Source organism: Pseudomonas sp. MWU13-2862 (genome assembly GCF_023242495.1).
Classification (GTDB): Bacteria; Pseudomonadota; Gammaproteobacteria; order Pseudomonadales; family Pseudomonadaceae; genus Aquipseudomonas; species Aquipseudomonas gingeri_D.
Map to the genome: position 1 here is coordinate 1 of NZ_JALMEZ010000021.1, position 15,327 is coordinate 15,327.

At 62.6% G+C, this 15,327-nt stretch carries 17 protein-coding genes; 5 read left to right on the forward strand and 12 right to left on the reverse strand.

Annotation, left to right across the window (positions count from 1 at the left end; genetic code table 11):
• Positions 1-92 precede the first annotated feature (92 nt).
• Positions 93-731: a DUF5666 domain-containing protein gene (locus M5C56_RS28880; RefSeq protein ID WP_247263413.1), complete on the reverse strand. Its 639-nt coding sequence runs from the start codon at positions 729-731 to the stop codon at positions 93-95.
• Positions 732-957: 226 nt separating this feature from the next.
• Between M5C56_RS28880 and M5C56_RS28885 the strand changes: the two genes are divergently transcribed.
• Positions 958-1,422 (forward strand): helix-turn-helix domain-containing protein, encoded by a 465-nt coding sequence (locus M5C56_RS28885; protein WP_103499460.1) that lies wholly within the window; start codon positions 958-960, stop codon positions 1,420-1,422.
• Positions 1,423-1,492: 70 nt separating this feature from the next.
• Here the strand turns inward: M5C56_RS28885 and M5C56_RS28890 are convergent, their stop codons facing one another.
• The 10 genes from M5C56_RS28890 to ccmA are packed head-to-tail and all read right to left on the reverse strand — an operon-like array spanning position 1,493 to position 8,748.
• The gene (locus M5C56_RS28890) at positions 1,493-1,885 is read right to left on the reverse strand and encodes a hypothetical protein (RefSeq protein WP_103499459.1); all 393 of its coding nucleotides are present in this window, start codon (positions 1,883-1,885) and stop codon (positions 1,493-1,495) included.
• Between the two features lie 9 nt (positions 1,886-1,894).
• On the reverse strand, positions 1,895-3,100 hold the full coding sequence (gene ccmI, locus M5C56_RS28895; protein ID WP_103499458.1) for a c-type cytochrome biogenesis protein CcmI: 1,206 nt from the start codon (positions 3,098-3,100) through the stop codon (positions 1,895-1,897).
• A complete protein-coding gene (locus tag M5C56_RS28900; RefSeq protein WP_103499457.1) occupies positions 3,097-3,567 on the reverse strand; it encodes a cytochrome c-type biogenesis protein in 471 nt (156 codons plus the stop codon). Before M5C56_RS28900 ends, ccmI begins: the two co-directional genes overlap by 4 nt.
• Positions 3,564-4,100, reverse strand: a complete 537-nt coding sequence (locus M5C56_RS28905) for a DsbE family thiol:disulfide interchange protein (protein ID WP_103499456.1) — start codon at positions 4,098-4,100, stop codon at positions 3,564-3,566. Before M5C56_RS28905 ends, M5C56_RS28900 begins: the two co-directional genes overlap by 4 nt.
• Complete coding sequence (locus tag M5C56_RS28910) at positions 4,097-6,070, reverse strand: heme lyase CcmF/NrfE family subunit (RefSeq protein WP_103499455.1); 1,974 nt, start codon at positions 6,068-6,070, stop codon at positions 4,097-4,099. The genes M5C56_RS28905 and M5C56_RS28910 overlap by 4 nt, the downstream gene beginning before the upstream one ends.
• A 3-nt stretch (positions 6,071-6,073) precedes the next feature.
• Complete coding sequence (gene ccmE, locus M5C56_RS28915; RefSeq protein ID WP_100940651.1) at positions 6,074-6,529, reverse strand: cytochrome c maturation protein CcmE; 456 nt, start codon at positions 6,527-6,529, stop codon at positions 6,074-6,076.
• On the reverse strand, positions 6,526-6,702 hold the full coding sequence (ccmD, locus tag M5C56_RS28920; protein WP_103499454.1) for a heme exporter protein CcmD: 177 nt from the start codon (positions 6,700-6,702) through the stop codon (positions 6,526-6,528). Before ccmD ends, ccmE begins: the two co-directional genes overlap by 4 nt.
• On the reverse strand, positions 6,699-7,457 hold the full coding sequence (locus M5C56_RS28925; protein WP_177101554.1) for a heme ABC transporter permease: 759 nt from the start codon (positions 7,455-7,457) through the stop codon (positions 6,699-6,701). The genes ccmD and M5C56_RS28925 overlap by 4 nt, the downstream gene beginning before the upstream one ends.
• Positions 7,458-7,501: 44 nt before the next feature.
• Positions 7,502-8,170 carry a heme exporter protein CcmB gene (ccmB, locus tag M5C56_RS28930; RefSeq protein ID WP_103499452.1) on the reverse strand — a complete coding sequence of 223 codons (669 nt, stop codon included), beginning with the start codon at positions 8,168-8,170 and terminating at the stop codon, positions 7,502-7,504.
• The gene (gene ccmA / locus M5C56_RS28935; RefSeq protein ID WP_247263414.1) at positions 8,167-8,748 is read right to left on the reverse strand and encodes a cytochrome c biogenesis heme-transporting ATPase CcmA; all 582 of its coding nucleotides are present in this window, start codon (positions 8,746-8,748) and stop codon (positions 8,167-8,169) included. Before ccmA ends, ccmB begins: the two co-directional genes overlap by 4 nt.
• 248 nt (positions 8,749-8,996) lie before the next feature.
• Between ccmA and M5C56_RS28940 the strand changes: the two genes are divergently transcribed.
• From M5C56_RS28940 to M5C56_RS28950, 3 genes are all read left to right on the forward strand, one after another.
• Positions 8,997-10,568: a flagellar hook-length control protein FliK gene (locus M5C56_RS28940; RefSeq protein WP_103499450.1), complete on the forward strand. Its 1,572-nt coding sequence runs from the start codon at positions 8,997-8,999 to the stop codon at positions 10,566-10,568.
• Positions 10,565-10,894, forward strand: coding sequence for an EscU/YscU/HrcU family type III secretion system export apparatus switch protein (locus M5C56_RS28945; RefSeq protein ID WP_103499449.1), 330 nt, complete (start codon positions 10,565-10,567; stop codon positions 10,892-10,894). The genes M5C56_RS28940 and M5C56_RS28945 overlap by 4 nt, the downstream gene beginning before the upstream one ends.
• A 157-nt stretch (positions 10,895-11,051) precedes the next feature.
• Complete coding sequence (locus tag M5C56_RS28950; protein WP_247263415.1) at positions 11,052-13,073, forward strand: type VI secretion system tip protein VgrG; 2,022 nt, start codon at positions 11,052-11,054, stop codon at positions 13,071-13,073.
• 26 nt (positions 13,074-13,099) lie between these two features.
• Here M5C56_RS28950 and M5C56_RS28955 read toward each other — a convergent pair whose 3' ends face one another.
• Positions 13,100-13,855 (reverse strand): spermidine synthase, encoded by a 756-nt coding sequence (locus tag M5C56_RS28955; RefSeq protein WP_103499669.1) that lies wholly within the window; start codon positions 13,853-13,855, stop codon positions 13,100-13,102.
• 110 nt (positions 13,856-13,965) lie between these two features.
• Between M5C56_RS28955 and M5C56_RS28960 the strand changes: the two genes are divergently transcribed.
• Entirely contained in the window at positions 13,966-15,312 is a 1,347-nt protein-coding gene (locus M5C56_RS28960) for a class II 3-deoxy-7-phosphoheptulonate synthase (RefSeq protein WP_100940659.1), read from the forward strand.
• The last annotated feature ends 15 nt before the right edge of the window (positions 15,313-15,327 follow it).

Consider the following 15,327-nt stretch of genomic DNA (forward strand, 5'->3'; position numbering starts at 1 on the left):
GAGGCCAGTGAGCCTTGCATCGCCTGATTGGCCGCCATCGCCAGCAAGCCGGCTCCTACAGCATCAAGGGTGTTTTCAAGATAACGCCGTCCTTACATCGGCGGCTTGACCCCATCCTTACCCGCTGAAATCCCCGCCGCCGTCAGCTTGCCATCCGCGCCCTGCTGGGCAAACAGCACCACCTTCACCCCCGGCTTGAGCAGACTGCGATCGCCTGGCACCAGGTTGACCACAGGCACGCCCTCCGGCACCACGATCTTCTTCTCGCCGCCTTTGTAGCTCAAGGTCAGGGTCCGGCCGTTGGCCACCTTCAACTCCCCTACCCGGCCATTGGTCATGGTGCTGCCCTGGGCCAGATCGAACGGCCGGTGACCATCCCCGGTACCGGCCATCTCCGGTGGGAATACATGAACTTCCATCGCCGTCAGCGTGCCATCCGGGCCAGGCATCGCCGCCGTGCCGATATAGCTGCCGGGCTTGATATCCGAGAGAGTCGCGAGGGTCACACCGCGAACCTGGGTGTCCTTGGTCAGGCCGACCGTGACATCCTCATTAGCGATGGTATGCACCTTGAGCGCATCGCCGTCGAGCTCAGTGATTTCACCGCGCACCGCCACCCGCTGGGCCGGGGCATCAGCAGCCTGGGCAAGACCAACAGACATCAATACCGCCAGACTCATCGCCGAGGCCAACGCACTGCGGCGGGCCAATTTGCCGAAAATCGAATTCATGGGACGTCAGGTTCCTTGGGTGGGGAGATAAACAGTTCTCAATTCAACAGGACTGTTATAGCGCTGATAACGGGATTCGGGGGATGAAAATATCGCCTTTGCGGTTTGAGCCTTCTAACGAAGGGTAAGTTTTCAGGCATTGCATTACCCATGCATTTCGTTTATTGCGCTTTTCGTTTATTTCGAATAAATTTCCATCATTGATTCTACGCACTCGGAGCCAGCCATGACTCAATCTGCCCTCACCATCAACTTGCCCCTCGAACGCGAAGTCCAGCTCGCCATCGAAGGTCAACGCGCCCTGGCGGCCTTTCTGGCCACAAGGTTCGACACGCAGCACATCCAGATTTTCGACGAACGCAACGAGGCCCATAGCGTTGAACTACCCACCACCGCACTGAGGCTGTTGGTGGAGATTCTGGCCGAGCTTGCCGCCGGTAACGCCGTCCAGGTGGTCCCCGTCCACGCCGAGCTGACCACACAAGAAGCTGCCGACATGCTCAATGTCTCTCGTCCACACCTGATCAAGCTTCTGGAGTCAGGTGAATTGCCGTTTCACAAAACCGGCAAGCACCGCCGCGTACGGTTTGCCGATCTGATGGCCTATAAAACCCAACGCTCACTGGATAGCGAACAGGCCATGGCCGAACTCGCCGAGCAGGCACAGCAACAGAGGATGGGCTACGAGTGAGATACACCAGCCGACGATATCTGAAATAGTCTCAAAAAAACGGCGACCTCTGAAGATCGCCGTTTTTCACTCACTGACCGAACTGCTTGCCCAGCCCCGGCGGCACGCCATGGATATCGGTGTCTTCCCAGGGCCCGTTGGGGCTGATGGAGCGGCTCCAGCCGTTGTTCCAGCGATAGTAGGTGCGCTGGCGATAGAAGGTGTTGGTCTGGTTGTCGAGGACATAGACGCCCATCTGCCCGTCCCAATGACTGCTACCACCCGGCGGCGGGGCAAACGTCGGCGAGAAGCTCGGACGTGGTTTGCCCGGTGGGATCGGTTTACCCGGCGTGCCCGATGGATAAGGTTGGGTCGTCGGGCCGGAAGGCGGGATCGTCGGCCCCTCCGGCGGCGGGCGATGGACCGCACAAGCGCTCAACCCCAAGACCAGCGTTAACAGGGTGAGGCGAGCGATGGCGGTCATGGCGATTCTCTATTTATCTGGGCTGTCGATGGTCAGGTTCTGTTGCGCGGCGGTGCTGCTGGCCAACGGCTGGCTGCGCCCGATCCACTCGCCCGCCGTCGGTTGGCCGGCGCGGGATACCCGTGCAACCAGTTGGACTTCAGGAAAGTTCGACAGTTTCAATTGCGGCATCATCGCGTCCGCATCACCCAACTCGACGGTGGCCGGCAGGTCGGCGACCGTCAGGCGCTTGGCCGCCAGCGGCGCAGGCGGGCCCTGGGTGGCACGAGCGAAGATAAAGACGCTGTCGCCCGGCCGGACCTTGGCTTTCAGCTCCGCCGCCAGATCGACCCGCACTGTCAACAGCGCGCCCTTGACCACAGGCCGCTCGACGACCGCGACCTTGCCACCGCTCGCCACCAACTTCTCACTGGCACGGTCGATACCGCCCTGCAACGCGGCACGGGAATTGTCGTCCGGCGGCAATTGCGCCAGCAGGCGTTTCCAATAGTCGATGGCCTCCTGGTAACGCTGCCCTTCAAACGCCGCGATCCCCAGCAGACCCAGGCTGGTGACTTCCTTCGGATCGATCTTGAGGGCTTCGTCGGTCAGCGCCTGGACCTGCGGCGACCACTGCTTGCCATCGGCGAAGTATTGCGCCTGGGCCCACTGCCCGAGCAACTCCGGCTGGCGTCCGGCGACCTTGACGGTACGTTCGAAGACCTTCGCCGCATCGGCCGCACGGTCCTGGGCCATATAAGCACGCCCGAGGAAATACAGGCCCTCGGCCGAATCCGGCTGGGCCGCCACCGCCCGTTCCAGACGCCGGGTCATCTCTTCCACGGACTGCGGTGCCTGGGCGAATTCGCGGGTCAGTTCGACCTTGTCGCTGGCGCCGAAATGCAGGTACAGCGCCAACCCCAGCACCGGTACCAGCAGCGCCGCCAGCAACGGCAATGGCTTGCCCAGTCGCGAGACACGGGCCGGTGCCACACCTTCGGTATCGGCCAGCAACTCGCGGGCGGCTTCCGCCCGACCGCTGTCCATCTGTTCGGCGCTGAGCACGCCTTCAACCTGCTGCGCCTGCAACTCGGCGACACGCTCCTGGTAGAGGGCGACGTTCAACGCGGTGCGGTCTTCCTCGCGCTGCACGCGGCGTTCACGCAAAATCGGAATCAACAGAAAACTCAGGGCAATCAGTAACAACAGACCTGTAGCGAGCCAGAAATCAATCATTCGGTTTTCTTATCCAGCAGGTGGTCGAGGCGCTGGCGCTCCTCGGCGGAAAGCGCGTCCGGGGCGGCAGCGCCCTCGGCACGACGACGGCGGACGATCACCGCGATCACGACAAAGCCCCCCAGCAGCAGGCCGGCCGGGCCGAACCAGAGCAAGGCGGTCTTGCCGCTCAGGGCCGGCTTGTAGCGCACAAAGTCGCCATAACGGTCGACCATGAAGTCGATGATCTGCTGATTGTCCTTGCCCTCGCCGAGCATGCGGAAAATCTCTCGGCGCAGGTCGGCGGCAATCGGCGCGTTGGAATCGGCGATGTCCTGGTTCTGGCACTTGGGGCAGCGCAGTTCCTTGGTCAGGTCGCGAAAGCGTTCACGCTCGGCGTCGTTGGCGAACTCATAGGTGTCGATGGCGGCATGGGCCACGCCAACCAGACTCAGGCCCAGGACGACCGCGGCTAACCAGCGCTTCATGGCCGGACCTCGTCCACCAGCGACTGATACACCGTCGCCAGTTGTTCACGCCAGACCGTCTCGTCGATCACCCCGACGTGTTTGTAGCGAATCACGCCCTTGCCGTCGATAAAGAAGGTCTCCGGCGCGCCGTACACCCCCAGGTCCAGGCCCAGGGTGCCCTGTTCGTCGCGGATATTCAGCTGGTAGGGGTTATGGAATTCCTTCAGCCACTTCAGCGCCTCGGCATTGTCATCCTTGTAGTTGATGCCGTAGATCAGCACGCCCTGCTGGGCCAGTTTGTTCAGCACCGGATGCTCGACCCGGCAGGAAATGCACCAGGTCCCCCAGACATTCACCAGCGCCGGCTTGCCTTGCAGGTCGGCCACGGTCAGCTTCTTGTCACCCTGCACGTCGGGCAACGCGAACGCCGGGAACGGCTTGCCGATCATCGCCGACGGCAGCTCGGACGGATCGAGGTACAAGCCGCGATAGAGGAACACCGCCATCACCAGGAACGCCGCCAGCGGCAATACCATCAACCAACGCTTCATGCAGTCGCTCCACTCATGCCCAGCGCTTCACGCACGCGGCTTTTCACCTTGACCCGATAACGCCGGTCCAGGGCCGCCAGTGCACCGCCCAAACCGGTCAGCAGACCGCCGAACCAGATCCAGCGCACGAACGGCTTGACGTGTACCCGTACCGCCCAGGCGCCGTTTTCCAGTGGTTCGCCGAGGGCGACATAGAGGTCACGGGTGAAACCGGCGTCGATCCCGGCTTCGGTCATCATCGATTGCTGCACGGTGTACAGGCGTTTCTCCGGGTGCAGCAGCGCCACTTCCTTGCCGTTTTCAATCACCCGGATCGTGCCTCTGTCCGAGGTGAAGTTCGGCCCTTCGACATGCTTGGCGCCTTCGAAGATGAAGTGATAGCCGCCCAGTTCCATGGACTCGCCCGGCGCCATGCGCAGGTCGCGCTCGGCGCTTTCCTGGCTCGATAGCACCACACCCAGGGCGCAGACCGCGATGCCCAGATGCGCCAACTGCATGCCCCAATAGCTGCGGGTCAGGCTCGGCAGCCCCTTGATCAGGCCTTTGTTGCGTGTCTTGTCGAGGATGTCGCGTACCCCGGCCAGCAGCACCCAGGCCGCCAGCAGGAAGGTCGCCAGCACCGCCCAGTTGAAATCGCCATAGACCAGCCCGGCCACCACCGCCAGGGCAACGCTGCCCAACAGCACCGGGGTCAGCATGCCCACCAGCCATTTCACCGGGGTGTCTTTCCAGCGCACCAGCACGCCGATCGCCATCACCACCATCAGCAAGGCCATCAACGGAATGAACAAGGCATTGAAGTACGGCGGGCCGACCGACAGCTTGGCCCCACTGAGGGCATCGAGCACCAACGGATACAAGGTGCCCAGCAGGATCATCGAGGCCGCCACCACCAGCACCAGGTTGTTGCCCAGCAGCAGGGTTTCCCGCGACCACAGGTTGAAGCCCACATGGCTTTTCACCACCGGCGCGCGCAGGGCGAACAGGGTCAGCGAACCGCCGACCACGAACAGCAGGAAGATCAGGATAAACACACCGCGCGCCGGGTCGGAGGCGAAGGCGTGCACCGAGGTCAGCACGCCGGAACGCACCAGGAAGGTTCCCAGCAGGCTCAGGGAAAACGCCGCAATCGCCAGGAGCACGGTCCAGCTCTTGAACACCCCGCGTTTTTCCGTGACCGCCAGGGAGTGGATCAGCGCCGTACCCACCAACCAGGGCATGAACGAGGCGTTTTCCACCGGGTCCCAGAACCACCAGCCACCCCAGCCGAGTTCGTAGTAGGCCCACCAGGAGCCAAGGGTGATACCTACACCCAGGAACGCCCAGGCGACGATGGTCCAGGGCCGCGACCAGCGCGCCCAGGCGGCATCAAGACGCCCGCCAAGCAAGGCGGCGATGGCAAAGGCGAAGGCCACCGAGAAACCGACGTAGCCCATATAGAGCATCGGCGGGTGGACGATCAGGCCGACGTCCTGCAGCAACGGGTTGAGGTCGCGACCGTCCGCCGGAATCTGCGGCAGGATCCGTGAGAACGGGTTAGACGTCAGGATCAGGAACAGCAGGAAGCCGGTGCTGATCATGCCCATCACCGCCAATACCCGGGCCAGCATCACCTGGGGTAACTGCCGGGAGAAGACCGACACGGCAAAGGTCCAGCCACCGAGGATCAGGGCCCAGAGCAGCAGTGAACCTTCATGGGCGCCCCATACCGCGCTGAACTTGAAGTACCAGGGCAAGGCACTGTTGGAGTTGTTGGCGACATAACTGACGGAGAAGTCGTCGGTCATGAAGGCGTAGGTCAGTACCCCGAAGGCGAACACCAGGAAGGAGAACTGCCCCCAGGCCGCCGGCCGCGCCAGGCTCATCCACAGGCGATCACCGCGCCAGGCGCCGAACAGCGGGACGGTGGCCTGCACCAGGGCGAAGCACAGCGCGAGGATCATGGCCAGATGGCCCAACTCAGGAATCATCGATCAACCCTCCTTGGCTTGTGTCGGGGCGGATTGACCGCTGTCTTTCAACGCCTTGGTGACTTCCGGAGGCATGTATTTCTCATCGTGCTTGGCCAGCACTTCATCGGCCACCACCACGCCATCGGCGTTCAGCTTGCCGAGGGCAACAATGCCCTGCCCTTCGCGGAACAGGTCCGGAAGGATGCCGCGATAGGTAATGGTGACGGACTTGTTGAAATCGGTGACCACGAACTTCACGTCCAGCGAATCGCCGGAACGTTGCAGCGAGCCCTTCTCCACCATGCCGCCGGCGCGAATCCGCGTGCCATGGGGGGCGTCGCCATTGGCGATCTGGGTCGGAGTGTAGAACAGGTTGATATTTTCCTGCAGTGCACTCAAGGCCAGGCCCACGGCGGCGCCGACGCCGACCAGGATGGCGAGGATAATGATCAGGCGCTTTTTGCGCAGCGGGTTCACTTGGCATTCTCCCGGCGCAGACGACGCGCCTCTTGTTGCAGGTAACGCCGACGAGCCAGGATCGGCGCCGCGACGTTCAAGGCCAGTACAGCCAGGCAGATACCGTAGGCCGACCAGACATACAGGCCGTGATGGCCCATGGCGAGAAAATCGCCGAAGGTGGCAAAACTCATCGAGCCACCCCCAGCTCGTTCAGGACTTCAGCCTTGACCCAGCTGGCCCGGGCCTCGCGCTTGAGTACTTCAAGGCGCATGCGCAGCAGCACCACGGCGCCGAAGAAACAGTAGAACCCCAGCACCGTCAGCAACAGCGGCAGCCACATTTCAGCAGGCATGGCGGGTTTTTCGGTCAGGCTGAAGGTCGAGCCCTGGTGCAGGGTGCTCCACCACTCCACCGAGTATTTGATGATCGGGATATTGATCACCCCGACAATCGCCAGCACCGCGCAGGCCTTGGCGGCGCTGTCGCGATTGGTGATGGCGTTGCCCAGGGCGATCAGGCCGAAATAGAGGAACAGCAGGATCAGCATCGAGGTCAGGCGCGCATCCCAGACCCACCACGCGCCCCAGGTCGGCTTGCCCCAGATGGCCCCGGTAATCAGGGCCACGGCGGTCATCCAGGCACCGATAGGCGCGGCGCATTGCAACGCGACGTCGGCCAGTTTCATCTTCCACACCAGCCCCACCACACCGCAGACCGCCAGCATCACATAGCAGGACTGGGCCAGCATGGCTGCCGGCACGTGGATGTAGATGATGCGAAAGCTGTTGCCCTGCTGGTAGTCCGGCGGCGCGAAGGCCAGGCCCCAGACCACGCCGGTGCCGATCAACAGCACGGCGGCCACGCTCAGCCAGGGCAACAGCCGCCCGCTGATGCCATAGAACCATTTGGGCGAGCCCAGCTTATGAAACCAAGTCCAGTTCATCACGGTACATCCAGGGTCTTCGCTGGTCATCAACGGACCAGACCTCATTATTCGCCGACGCTGATCTTCAGGCCAGCCGCTATTGCAAAAGGTGTCAGGGTCACCGCCAGGGCGGCCAGGCTGCCCAGCCAAAGCAGGTAACCGGTGGCCGGCATGCCCTGCAACGCGGCCTGCAAGGCCCCGCTGCCAAGAATCAGTACCGGGATATACAAAGGCAGGATCAGCAGGGCCAGTAACAGGCCACCACGTTTCAATCCCACCGTCAGGGCCGCCCCCACCGCACCGAGCAGACTCAGTACCGGCGTACCCAAGAGTAGCGATAACAACAGCACCGGCAAGCAGGCAGTGGGCAATCCGAGCATCAGCGCCAGCAAAGGCGCGAGCAGAACCAGGGCCAGGCCGGAAAAAATCCAGTGTGCCAGTACCTTGGCCAAAACCAGAAGGGCCAGGGGGTGCGACGAAAGGACCCACTGTTCCAGGGATCCGTCCTCGAAATCGCTGCGAAACAGCCCGTCCAGCGAGAGCAGGACGGACAACAGGGCCGCCACCCAGACCAGCCCTGGAGACAAGGTTTGCAACATATTTGTCTCGGGACCGACCGCCAACGGGAACAGCGCAATCACAATGGCGAAGAACACCAGGGGATTGGCCAGTTCCGCCGGACGGCGAAACAGCAGCCGCGCTTCACGGGCGAACAACAGGCCGAAGACACTCATGCGGCCCACCGTCCCAGGTCGAGATCACGGTAACCGGCCGGCACCCGGGTCAGCGTGTGATGGGTGGTCAGCACGACCATGCCACCGCGTTCGCAATGGCCGGCCAGGTGTTCTTCGAGTTGGGCGACCCCCTGCTTGTCCAGGGCGGTGAAGGGTTCATCGAGAATCCACAGCGGCGGGCTGTCCAGGTACAACCGGGCCAGGGCCACACGGCGCTGCTGGCCGGCGGACAGGGTATGGCAGGAGACATCCTCGAAACCCCGCAGCCCGACCGCCGCCAGGGCCTGCCAGATCGCCTCGCGCCCGGCCGGCTGATGCAGGGCACAGAGCCAACTGAGGTTCTCTTCGGCGGTCAGCAGGTCCTTGATCCCGGCGGCATGGCCGATCCACAACAAGGTGCGGGCCAGCTCGCTACGCCGGGCATTCAGCGGCTGCCCGTCAAGCTGTACTTCCCCGGCGGTCGGCTGCATCAGACCGGCCAGCAGGCGCAACAGGCTGGTCTTGCCACTGCCGTTGGGGCCGCTGATCTGCAAGAGGTCGCCGGGGCGCAGCTGCAACTCGAGGTGCTCGAAGAGCATCCGCCCGTCCCGTTCACAGGCGAGCGCCAAGGCTTCTAGAAGAGGGCTGGTCAAATAATCGAGGCCTTTTTACAGTTCAAGTCGGCACGGGCGCAGCCGTTAAAGTGAAGCAGAATAAATGCTTTTGCAGCTCGACCTACAGAGCTGTGTCAATTTTTGCGCTATTTTGGACACACTTTCGGAGATGGGCGGCATTATACATGCGATGCCCTACTCCAAAGAGGGCTATTTCGACAGGCTGCGACCCGATGACAGGCGAAATCAACATCCCCCCCCTGCCCCAGTTGATCCCGGCCAACAGCCGTCCGATGCAACTGGCCAGCGAACTGCTGCAGCTGACGCCGCCGCTGGAAGGCCTGATCGCCCCCGGGCAGAGTGCCGAGGCCGAAGTCCTCTCGCTCAAGCAAACCGACCAGACCTTCCAGATGCTGCTCAAGGTCACCACCGACAGCGGTCGCCAGACCACCGTGCAGGTCAACAGCAACCTGCCGCTGCCACAAGGCACCAGTGTCGCTGTGACCCAACCGACGCCCGGCAACCTGGCGATCACCGTGCAACAGGCCCTGAGTGCCAGCATCGCCGCCCTGACCCGTCTGGATACCACGCAACTGCCGGTCGGCACCTTGCTGCAAGGCAAGGTCATGACCGCCCAGCTACTGCCACAGACACCCGGACAACCGGCGGTCTATCGCTCGCTGGTGACCCTGCTCAACACGGTCCTGAGCGGCACCACCCTGACCCTCGACAGCCCGCAGCCGCTGCGTATCGGCAGCCTGCTGAGCGCCCTGGTGCAGGACGCGCAAAGCCTGAGCCTGGTGCCGTTGGCCGCCCGTCAGGACCAATTGGCGGTGGCCCAGCAGTTGGTCACCCAGCAAGGTCGGCAAGGTTCACTCGACAGCCTGGTCAGTACGCTGCAGAACCTGTCCCAAAACGCCGAGCTGCCCGAAGACCTGCGCGCGGCCATCAACACCCTGCTGGCGGACCTGCCTGACGTCAATCAGTTGAGCAACCCCAAAGGGCTCGCCCAGGCCCTGCAAAATAGCGGGCTGTTTCTCGAAGCCAATCTGTTGCAAGGGCAGAATCCGGCGCTGACCCCCGACCTCAAGAGCAACCTGCTGCGCCTGATCGCCCAGATCATGCCGCAGTTGCCCGGCAGCCCGAACTTCGACCCCGGAGCCGCCGCCGCGCTGCTCGCCCGCACGCTCCCGGGCTTTGTCCGCAGCGCCCTGGGTACCCTCGGCCAGATCGGCGAGCCGACCCAGCCGATCAGCTTTCCGCTGCCCTCGCGCCTGCTGCAAAGCCTCACCGACGATGGCGACCTGGAAGGCCTCCTGCGCCTGGCCGCGGCCGCCGTTTCGCGCCTGCAAAGCCATCAGCTTTCCAGCCTGGAACAGACCGGGCGCACCCCCGAGGGCAATCTGCAGACCACCTGGCAGCTGGAAATCCCCATGCGCAACCTGCAGGACATCGTGCCTTTGCAGATCAAGATCCAGCATGAGGAAAAGGAGCCGCCACCCGAGCAGGAAAAACGCGAAAAGCGCGAGCAGAAGGAACAACTGTGGCGAGTGGAGCTGGCCTTTGACCTGGAACCGCTGGGGCCGCTGCAAGTCCAGGCACAGTTGGTGCGGGGCAGCCTGTCCAGCCAGTTATGGGCCGAACGTCCCTACACCGCCAGCCTGATCGCCAGCCAACTGGGCGAGTTGCGTGAACGCCTGCGGGCCTCGGGCCTGAATGTCAGCGACCTCGATTGCCATCAGGGCACGCCCCCCCAGGGCAAGCAAACCCGACTGGACCAACGCTGGGTTGACGAAACCGCATGAAGAATCCCAACACCCCACGCCAGGCCATTGCCCTCAAGTACGACGGCCAACAAGCCCCGACCCTCACCGCCAAGGGCGACGAGGAGCTGGCCGAAGCCATCCTGAAGCTGGCCCGCGACTATGAAGTACCGATCTACGAGAATGCCGAGCTGGTGAAACTGCTGGCCCGGATGGAGTTGGGCGACAGTATTCCGGAGGAGTTATACCGGACCATCGCCGAGATCATCGCCTTTGCCTGGAACCTCAAGGGGAAATTTCCGGTCGGCCAGGATCCCAATGCGCCGCCGGTAGAGAAGGATATTACCGAGCGCGGGGAGGATTACTGATCCGGCGTCCTGCAAGACCGATTCCATTCCCCCTACGTCGCCCTACAGCTCTCAAACATAGGGCGCTGTAGCCCGATTCTGATTTTGTTTTCCTGCGTTCAACACCACCACCGACGGGTCCACACTTCGTGCATTCCCCTTGCAGGAGGCACAACGGATGTTCACCTCGGCACCTCGCTTTACCTTCACTCTTCCGGACTTCGAACAGGGATTGGAAGTCCTGGCGTTCAAGGGTACGGAAGCTATCAGCCAACCCTACCGCTTCGAACTGGAGTTGGTCAGCCGGCAGCCGGACCTCAACCTCGACGAGCTGCTGCATCGGCAGGGTTTTCTCGCCTTCAACAACGACGGCGCGGGCATTCACGGCCAGATCTACGGCATCGGCCAGGGCGATACCGGCCAGCGCTGGACGCACTATCAGCTCACGCTGGTGCCGCAACTGGCCTATCTGGCCCATCGTTTCAACCAGCGAATTTTCCAGAACCGGAGCGTGCCGCAGATCATCGCCCAAGTGCTCAAGGACCATGGCATCCTCAGCAATGCCTTCAGCTTCAATCTCGCCAATCCCTTCCCCGCTCGCGAATACTGCGTGCAATACAACGAGTCCGACCTGGACTTCATCCAGCGGCTGTGTGAAGAGGACGGCCTGCACTATCACTTCCAGCACAGTGCGCAGGGCCATCACCTGGCCTTTGGCGACGACCAGACCTATTTCCGTCAACTGCCCGACAGCGTGCCATACCGACCGGACAGCGGGATGGTCGCGCAACGGCCCTGCATCCAGTCCTTCGACCTGCACCTGGAAACCCGCAGTACCCGGGCAACCTTGCGCGACTACAATTTCAAACAACCCGGTGCCCGGCTGGAAAACAGCGCCTGCGTGCTCCACTCCCTGCCGCAGCCGGACCTTGAAGATTACCGTTATCCCGGTCGCTACCACCGCGACGAACACGGCCGGCAGCTCAATCGTCGCCAGTTGGAAAGCCATCGAAGCGACAGCCGACGGGCGTCGGGCAAGAGCAATGAACCCCAACTGGCCAGTGGGCACTTCCTGCTCCTGGCCGAACATCCACAGCCAGACTGGAACACCCTCTGGCTGCTGGCCCAACTGACCCACGAAGGCAAGCAGCCGCAGGTGCTGGAGGAGTTGGCAGCGAACCAAAGCCGTACCGACAGTGATTTCCGCCAGGGCTACCGTAATACCTTTCTCGCCACCCCCAGGGAGGTGTTCTTCCGTCCACCGCTGCAAGCGCGCAAATCCCGTCGGCTCAATACCCAGAGCGCCATCGTAACCGGCCCGCCTGGCGAAGAAATCCACTGCGACGAATATGGCCGGGTGAAGGTGAAGTTCCACTGGGACCGCTCGGACGAAACCGGTGCCCAAAGCAGTTGCTGGCTACGGGTAGCCTCCAGCTGGGCCGGGCCCGGTCATGGCGCCGTGACCTTGCCCCGCGTCGGCATGGAAGTGCTGGTGACCTTTCTTGAAGGTGACCCCGACCAGCCGCTGATCACTGGCTGCCTGCCCAATCAGCGCCATCCGCCGACCTACCCGTTGCCGGCGCACAAGACCCGCAGCGTGTTCAAGAGCCGCAGCAGCCCTGGCGGTGGTGGCAGCAATGAGCTGCGTATCGAAGACCGCAAGGGCGAAGAGCAGATCTACCTGCATGCCCAGCGCGATTGGCAACAACACATCAAGCGCAATCTCTCGGTCACGGTCGGCCATGAACGACATGAGTGCGTGGAAGCCAACAGCTACTGCGAGCTCAAGGCCGAGGAACACCACACCGTTCACCAGGACCGCCGCGTCGAGGTAAAAGGCGATGACAGCCTGCTGGTCGCTGGCAGCCAACAGGTAAAGGCCGGGCTGGGTTACTTCATCGAGGCCGGACAGGAGATCCACCTGCGGGCCGGGGACAAGGTGGTGATCGACGCGGGAGAGCAACTCACCCTCAAGGTCGGCGCGCACTTCATCAAGCTCGACGCCAACGGCATCACCTTGAACGGACCCGAGGCGAACGAGGACGCGGGTATAGGCTCAGGGCCGCGGATCAAGGGGCCGTTGCTGCCGGGAGTAGTGGAGCGACCGTTGCCATCATCGAGCATTGAAACAATAGTCGCCGATGGGGGGCTGGTACAACGCCAGAAAGAACTGGCGCTCGATACGGGCTTCTCCAACTGAACCATCGCCGCGCAACGGCCGCTGACTCAGGTCGCCGGCCGAATCTCACCGATCAAGGTCTGCAACGAATAACCCAGGCGCGGCGCCAGTTCATCGGCCCGGCTCTGCAATCCGCGCAGGTCCAGCTCCTGGTCGAGGTCCGCCGGCACGATCAGGATGACATTGCCCTCCTTCACCGGCAGCTCCCAGTAGTGTCGGTGATACAGCCCGCGCAACAACGCAGCACCCAAGGGTTTGCCGTCATCGGTGGCCCATTGGTTGATCACCAGCCAGCCGCCAGGATTGAGTTTCTTCTGGCAGTTTTCCAGAAAGCTCCAGGCCAGATGGCCGACACCGGGACCGACATCGGTATACAGGTCGACAAAAATCAGGTCCGCCGACTCCGCGCTCTCCAGCAGTTCCAGCGCATCACCGACGCGGATATACAGGCGCGGATCGTCGTCCAGCCCCAGGTACTCGATGGCCAGGCGCGGCACGTCCGGGCGCAACTCGATGGCCTCGACATCCTCCAGCGGCAGGAACCGCAGGCACGCCTGGGTCAAGGTCCCGGCCCCAAGCCCCAGGAACAGCGCGCTTTCCGGCTCTTCGTGGCACAAGGCACCGATCAGCATGGCCCGGGTGTAGTCGTATTCCAGCCAACTGGGATCGGCGGTGAACACGCAGCTCTGCTCAATGGCATCGCCAAATTCGAGAAAGCGGTAATCGTCCACTTCAAGGACTCGAATCATGCCGAAGGCATCGTGCACTTCGGCGAGCAGACGCTCCACGCGCTCCTCAGCCATTTCATATCCTTGCAAGCGGGAAAAGCGCAATTGTCAGCCAAGCCGACAGAGCAGGTCACGCACTAATTACTGCTAACATGGGCCTCCCACCGTCAAACCTCGAGTTCATGATGAGCCAACCCTGGAGCCCCGACAGCTGGCGCGCCCTGCCGATCCAGCAACAACCCCAGTATCCGGACGCCGCGCACCTGCTGCGAGTCGAGCAAAGCCTGGCCAGTTATCCACCACTGGTGTTCGCCGGGGAAGCCCGTGAACTGCGCCGTCAGTTCGCCGAAGTCACCCAGGGCCGCGCCTTCCTGCTCCAGGGCGGCGATTGCGCCGAGAGCTTCGCCGAGTTCTCGGCGGCGAAGATTCGCGATACCTTCAAGGTGCTGCTGCAAATGGCCATTGTCATGACCTTTGCCGCCGGCTGCCCGGTGGTCAAGGTCGGGCGCATGGCCGGCCAGTTCGCCAAACCCCGTTCGGCCAACGACGAAACCATCAACGGCGTGACCCTGCCGGCCTACCGTGGCGATATCGTCAATGGCATCGGCTTCGATGAAAAAAGCCGCGTGCCGGACCCGGACCGCCTGTTGCAGTCCTACCATCAGGCCACGGCGACCCTGAACCTGCTGCGGGCCTTCGCCCAGGGCGGCTTTGCCGACCTGCACCAGGTGCACAAGTGGAACCTGGACTTCATCGCCAACTCGGCCCTGGCCGAGAAGTACAGCCAATTGGCCGACCGTATCGATGAAACCCTGGCGTTCATGCGTGCCTGCGGCATGGACAGCTCGCCGCAATTGCGCGAAACCAGCTTTTTCACCGCCCACGAGGCACTGCTGCTGAATTACGAAGAAGCCTTCGTGCGCCGCGACAGCCTGACCAACGATTATTACGATTGCTCGGCCCATATGCTCTGGATCGGCGACCGTACCCGTCAGCTCGATGGTGCCCACGTCGAGTTCCTGCGCGGGGTGAACAACCCGATCGGGGTCAAGGTCGGCCCGAGCATGAACACCGACGACCTGATCCGCCTGATCGATATCCTCAACCCGGACAATGATCCCGGTCGCCTGAACCTGATCGTGCGCATGGGGGCGAACAAGGTCGGCGATCACTTGCCGCAACTGATCCGCGCCGTGGAAAGCGAAGGCAAGAAGGTGCTGTGGAGCTCCGACCCGATGCACGGCAACACCATCAAGGCCAGCAGCGGCTACAAAACCCGGGATTTCGCGCAGATCCTCAGCGAGGTGAAGCAGTTCTTCCAGGTGCACCAGGCCGAAGGCAGCTACGCGGGCGGGATTCATATCGAGATGACCGGGCAGAACGTCACCGAATGCATCGGTGGCGCGCGCCCTATTACCGAGGATGGGTTGTCGGATCGTTATCACACCCATTGCGATCCGCGGATGAACGCCGATCAGTCGCTGGAACTGGCGTTTTTGATTGCCGAGACGTTGAAGCAGGTGCGGCGTTGAGTCAGTAGGTTTTTT

Excerpts from the sequence above, each read along its gene's own strand:
- M5C56_RS28880 (WP_247263413.1), bottom strand. The coding sequence starts at position 731 with ATGAATTCGATTTTCGGCAAATTGGCCCGCCGCAGTGCGTTGGCCTCG.
- M5C56_RS28885 (WP_103499460.1), top strand. The coding sequence starts at position 958 with ATGACTCAATCTGCCCTCACCATCAACTTGCCCCTCGAACGCGAAGTC.
- M5C56_RS28890 (WP_103499459.1), bottom strand. The coding sequence starts at position 1,885 with ATGACCGCCATCGCTCGCCTCACCCTGTTAACGCTGGTCTTGGGGTTG.
- ccmI (WP_103499458.1), bottom strand. The coding sequence starts at position 3,100 with ATGATTGATTTCTGGCTCGCTACAGGTCTGTTGTTACTGATTGCCCTG.
- M5C56_RS28900 (WP_103499457.1), bottom strand. The coding sequence starts at position 3,567 with ATGAAGCGCTGGTTAGCCGCGGTCGTCCTGGGCCTGAGTCTGGTTGGC.
- M5C56_RS28905 (WP_103499456.1), bottom strand. The coding sequence starts at position 4,100 with ATGAAGCGTTGGTTGATGGTATTGCCGCTGGCGGCGTTCCTGGTGATG.
- M5C56_RS28910 (WP_103499455.1), bottom strand. The coding sequence starts at position 6,070 with ATGATTCCTGAGTTGGGCCATCTGGCCATGATCCTCGCGCTGTGCTTC.
- ccmD (WP_103499454.1), bottom strand. The coding sequence starts at position 6,702 with ATGAGTTTTGCCACCTTCGGCGATTTTCTCGCCATGGGCCATCACGGC.
- ccmB (WP_103499452.1), bottom strand. The coding sequence starts at position 8,170 with ATGAGTGTCTTCGGCCTGTTGTTCGCCCGTGAAGCGCGGCTGCTGTTT.
- ccmA (WP_247263414.1), bottom strand. The coding sequence starts at position 8,748 with ATGCTCTTCGAGCACCTCGAGTTGCAGCTGCGCCCCGGCGACCTCTTG.
- M5C56_RS28940 (WP_103499450.1), top strand. The coding sequence starts at position 8,997 with ATGACAGGCGAAATCAACATCCCCCCCCTGCCCCAGTTGATCCCGGCC.
- M5C56_RS28945 (WP_103499449.1), top strand. The coding sequence starts at position 10,565 with ATGAAGAATCCCAACACCCCACGCCAGGCCATTGCCCTCAAGTACGAC.
- M5C56_RS28950 (WP_247263415.1), top strand. The coding sequence starts at position 11,052 with ATGTTCACCTCGGCACCTCGCTTTACCTTCACTCTTCCGGACTTCGAA.
- M5C56_RS28955 (WP_103499669.1), bottom strand. The coding sequence starts at position 13,855 with ATGGCTGAGGAGCGCGTGGAGCGTCTGCTCGCCGAAGTGCACGATGCC.
- M5C56_RS28960 (WP_100940659.1), top strand. The coding sequence starts at position 13,966 with ATGAGCCAACCCTGGAGCCCCGACAGCTGGCGCGCCCTGCCGATCCAG.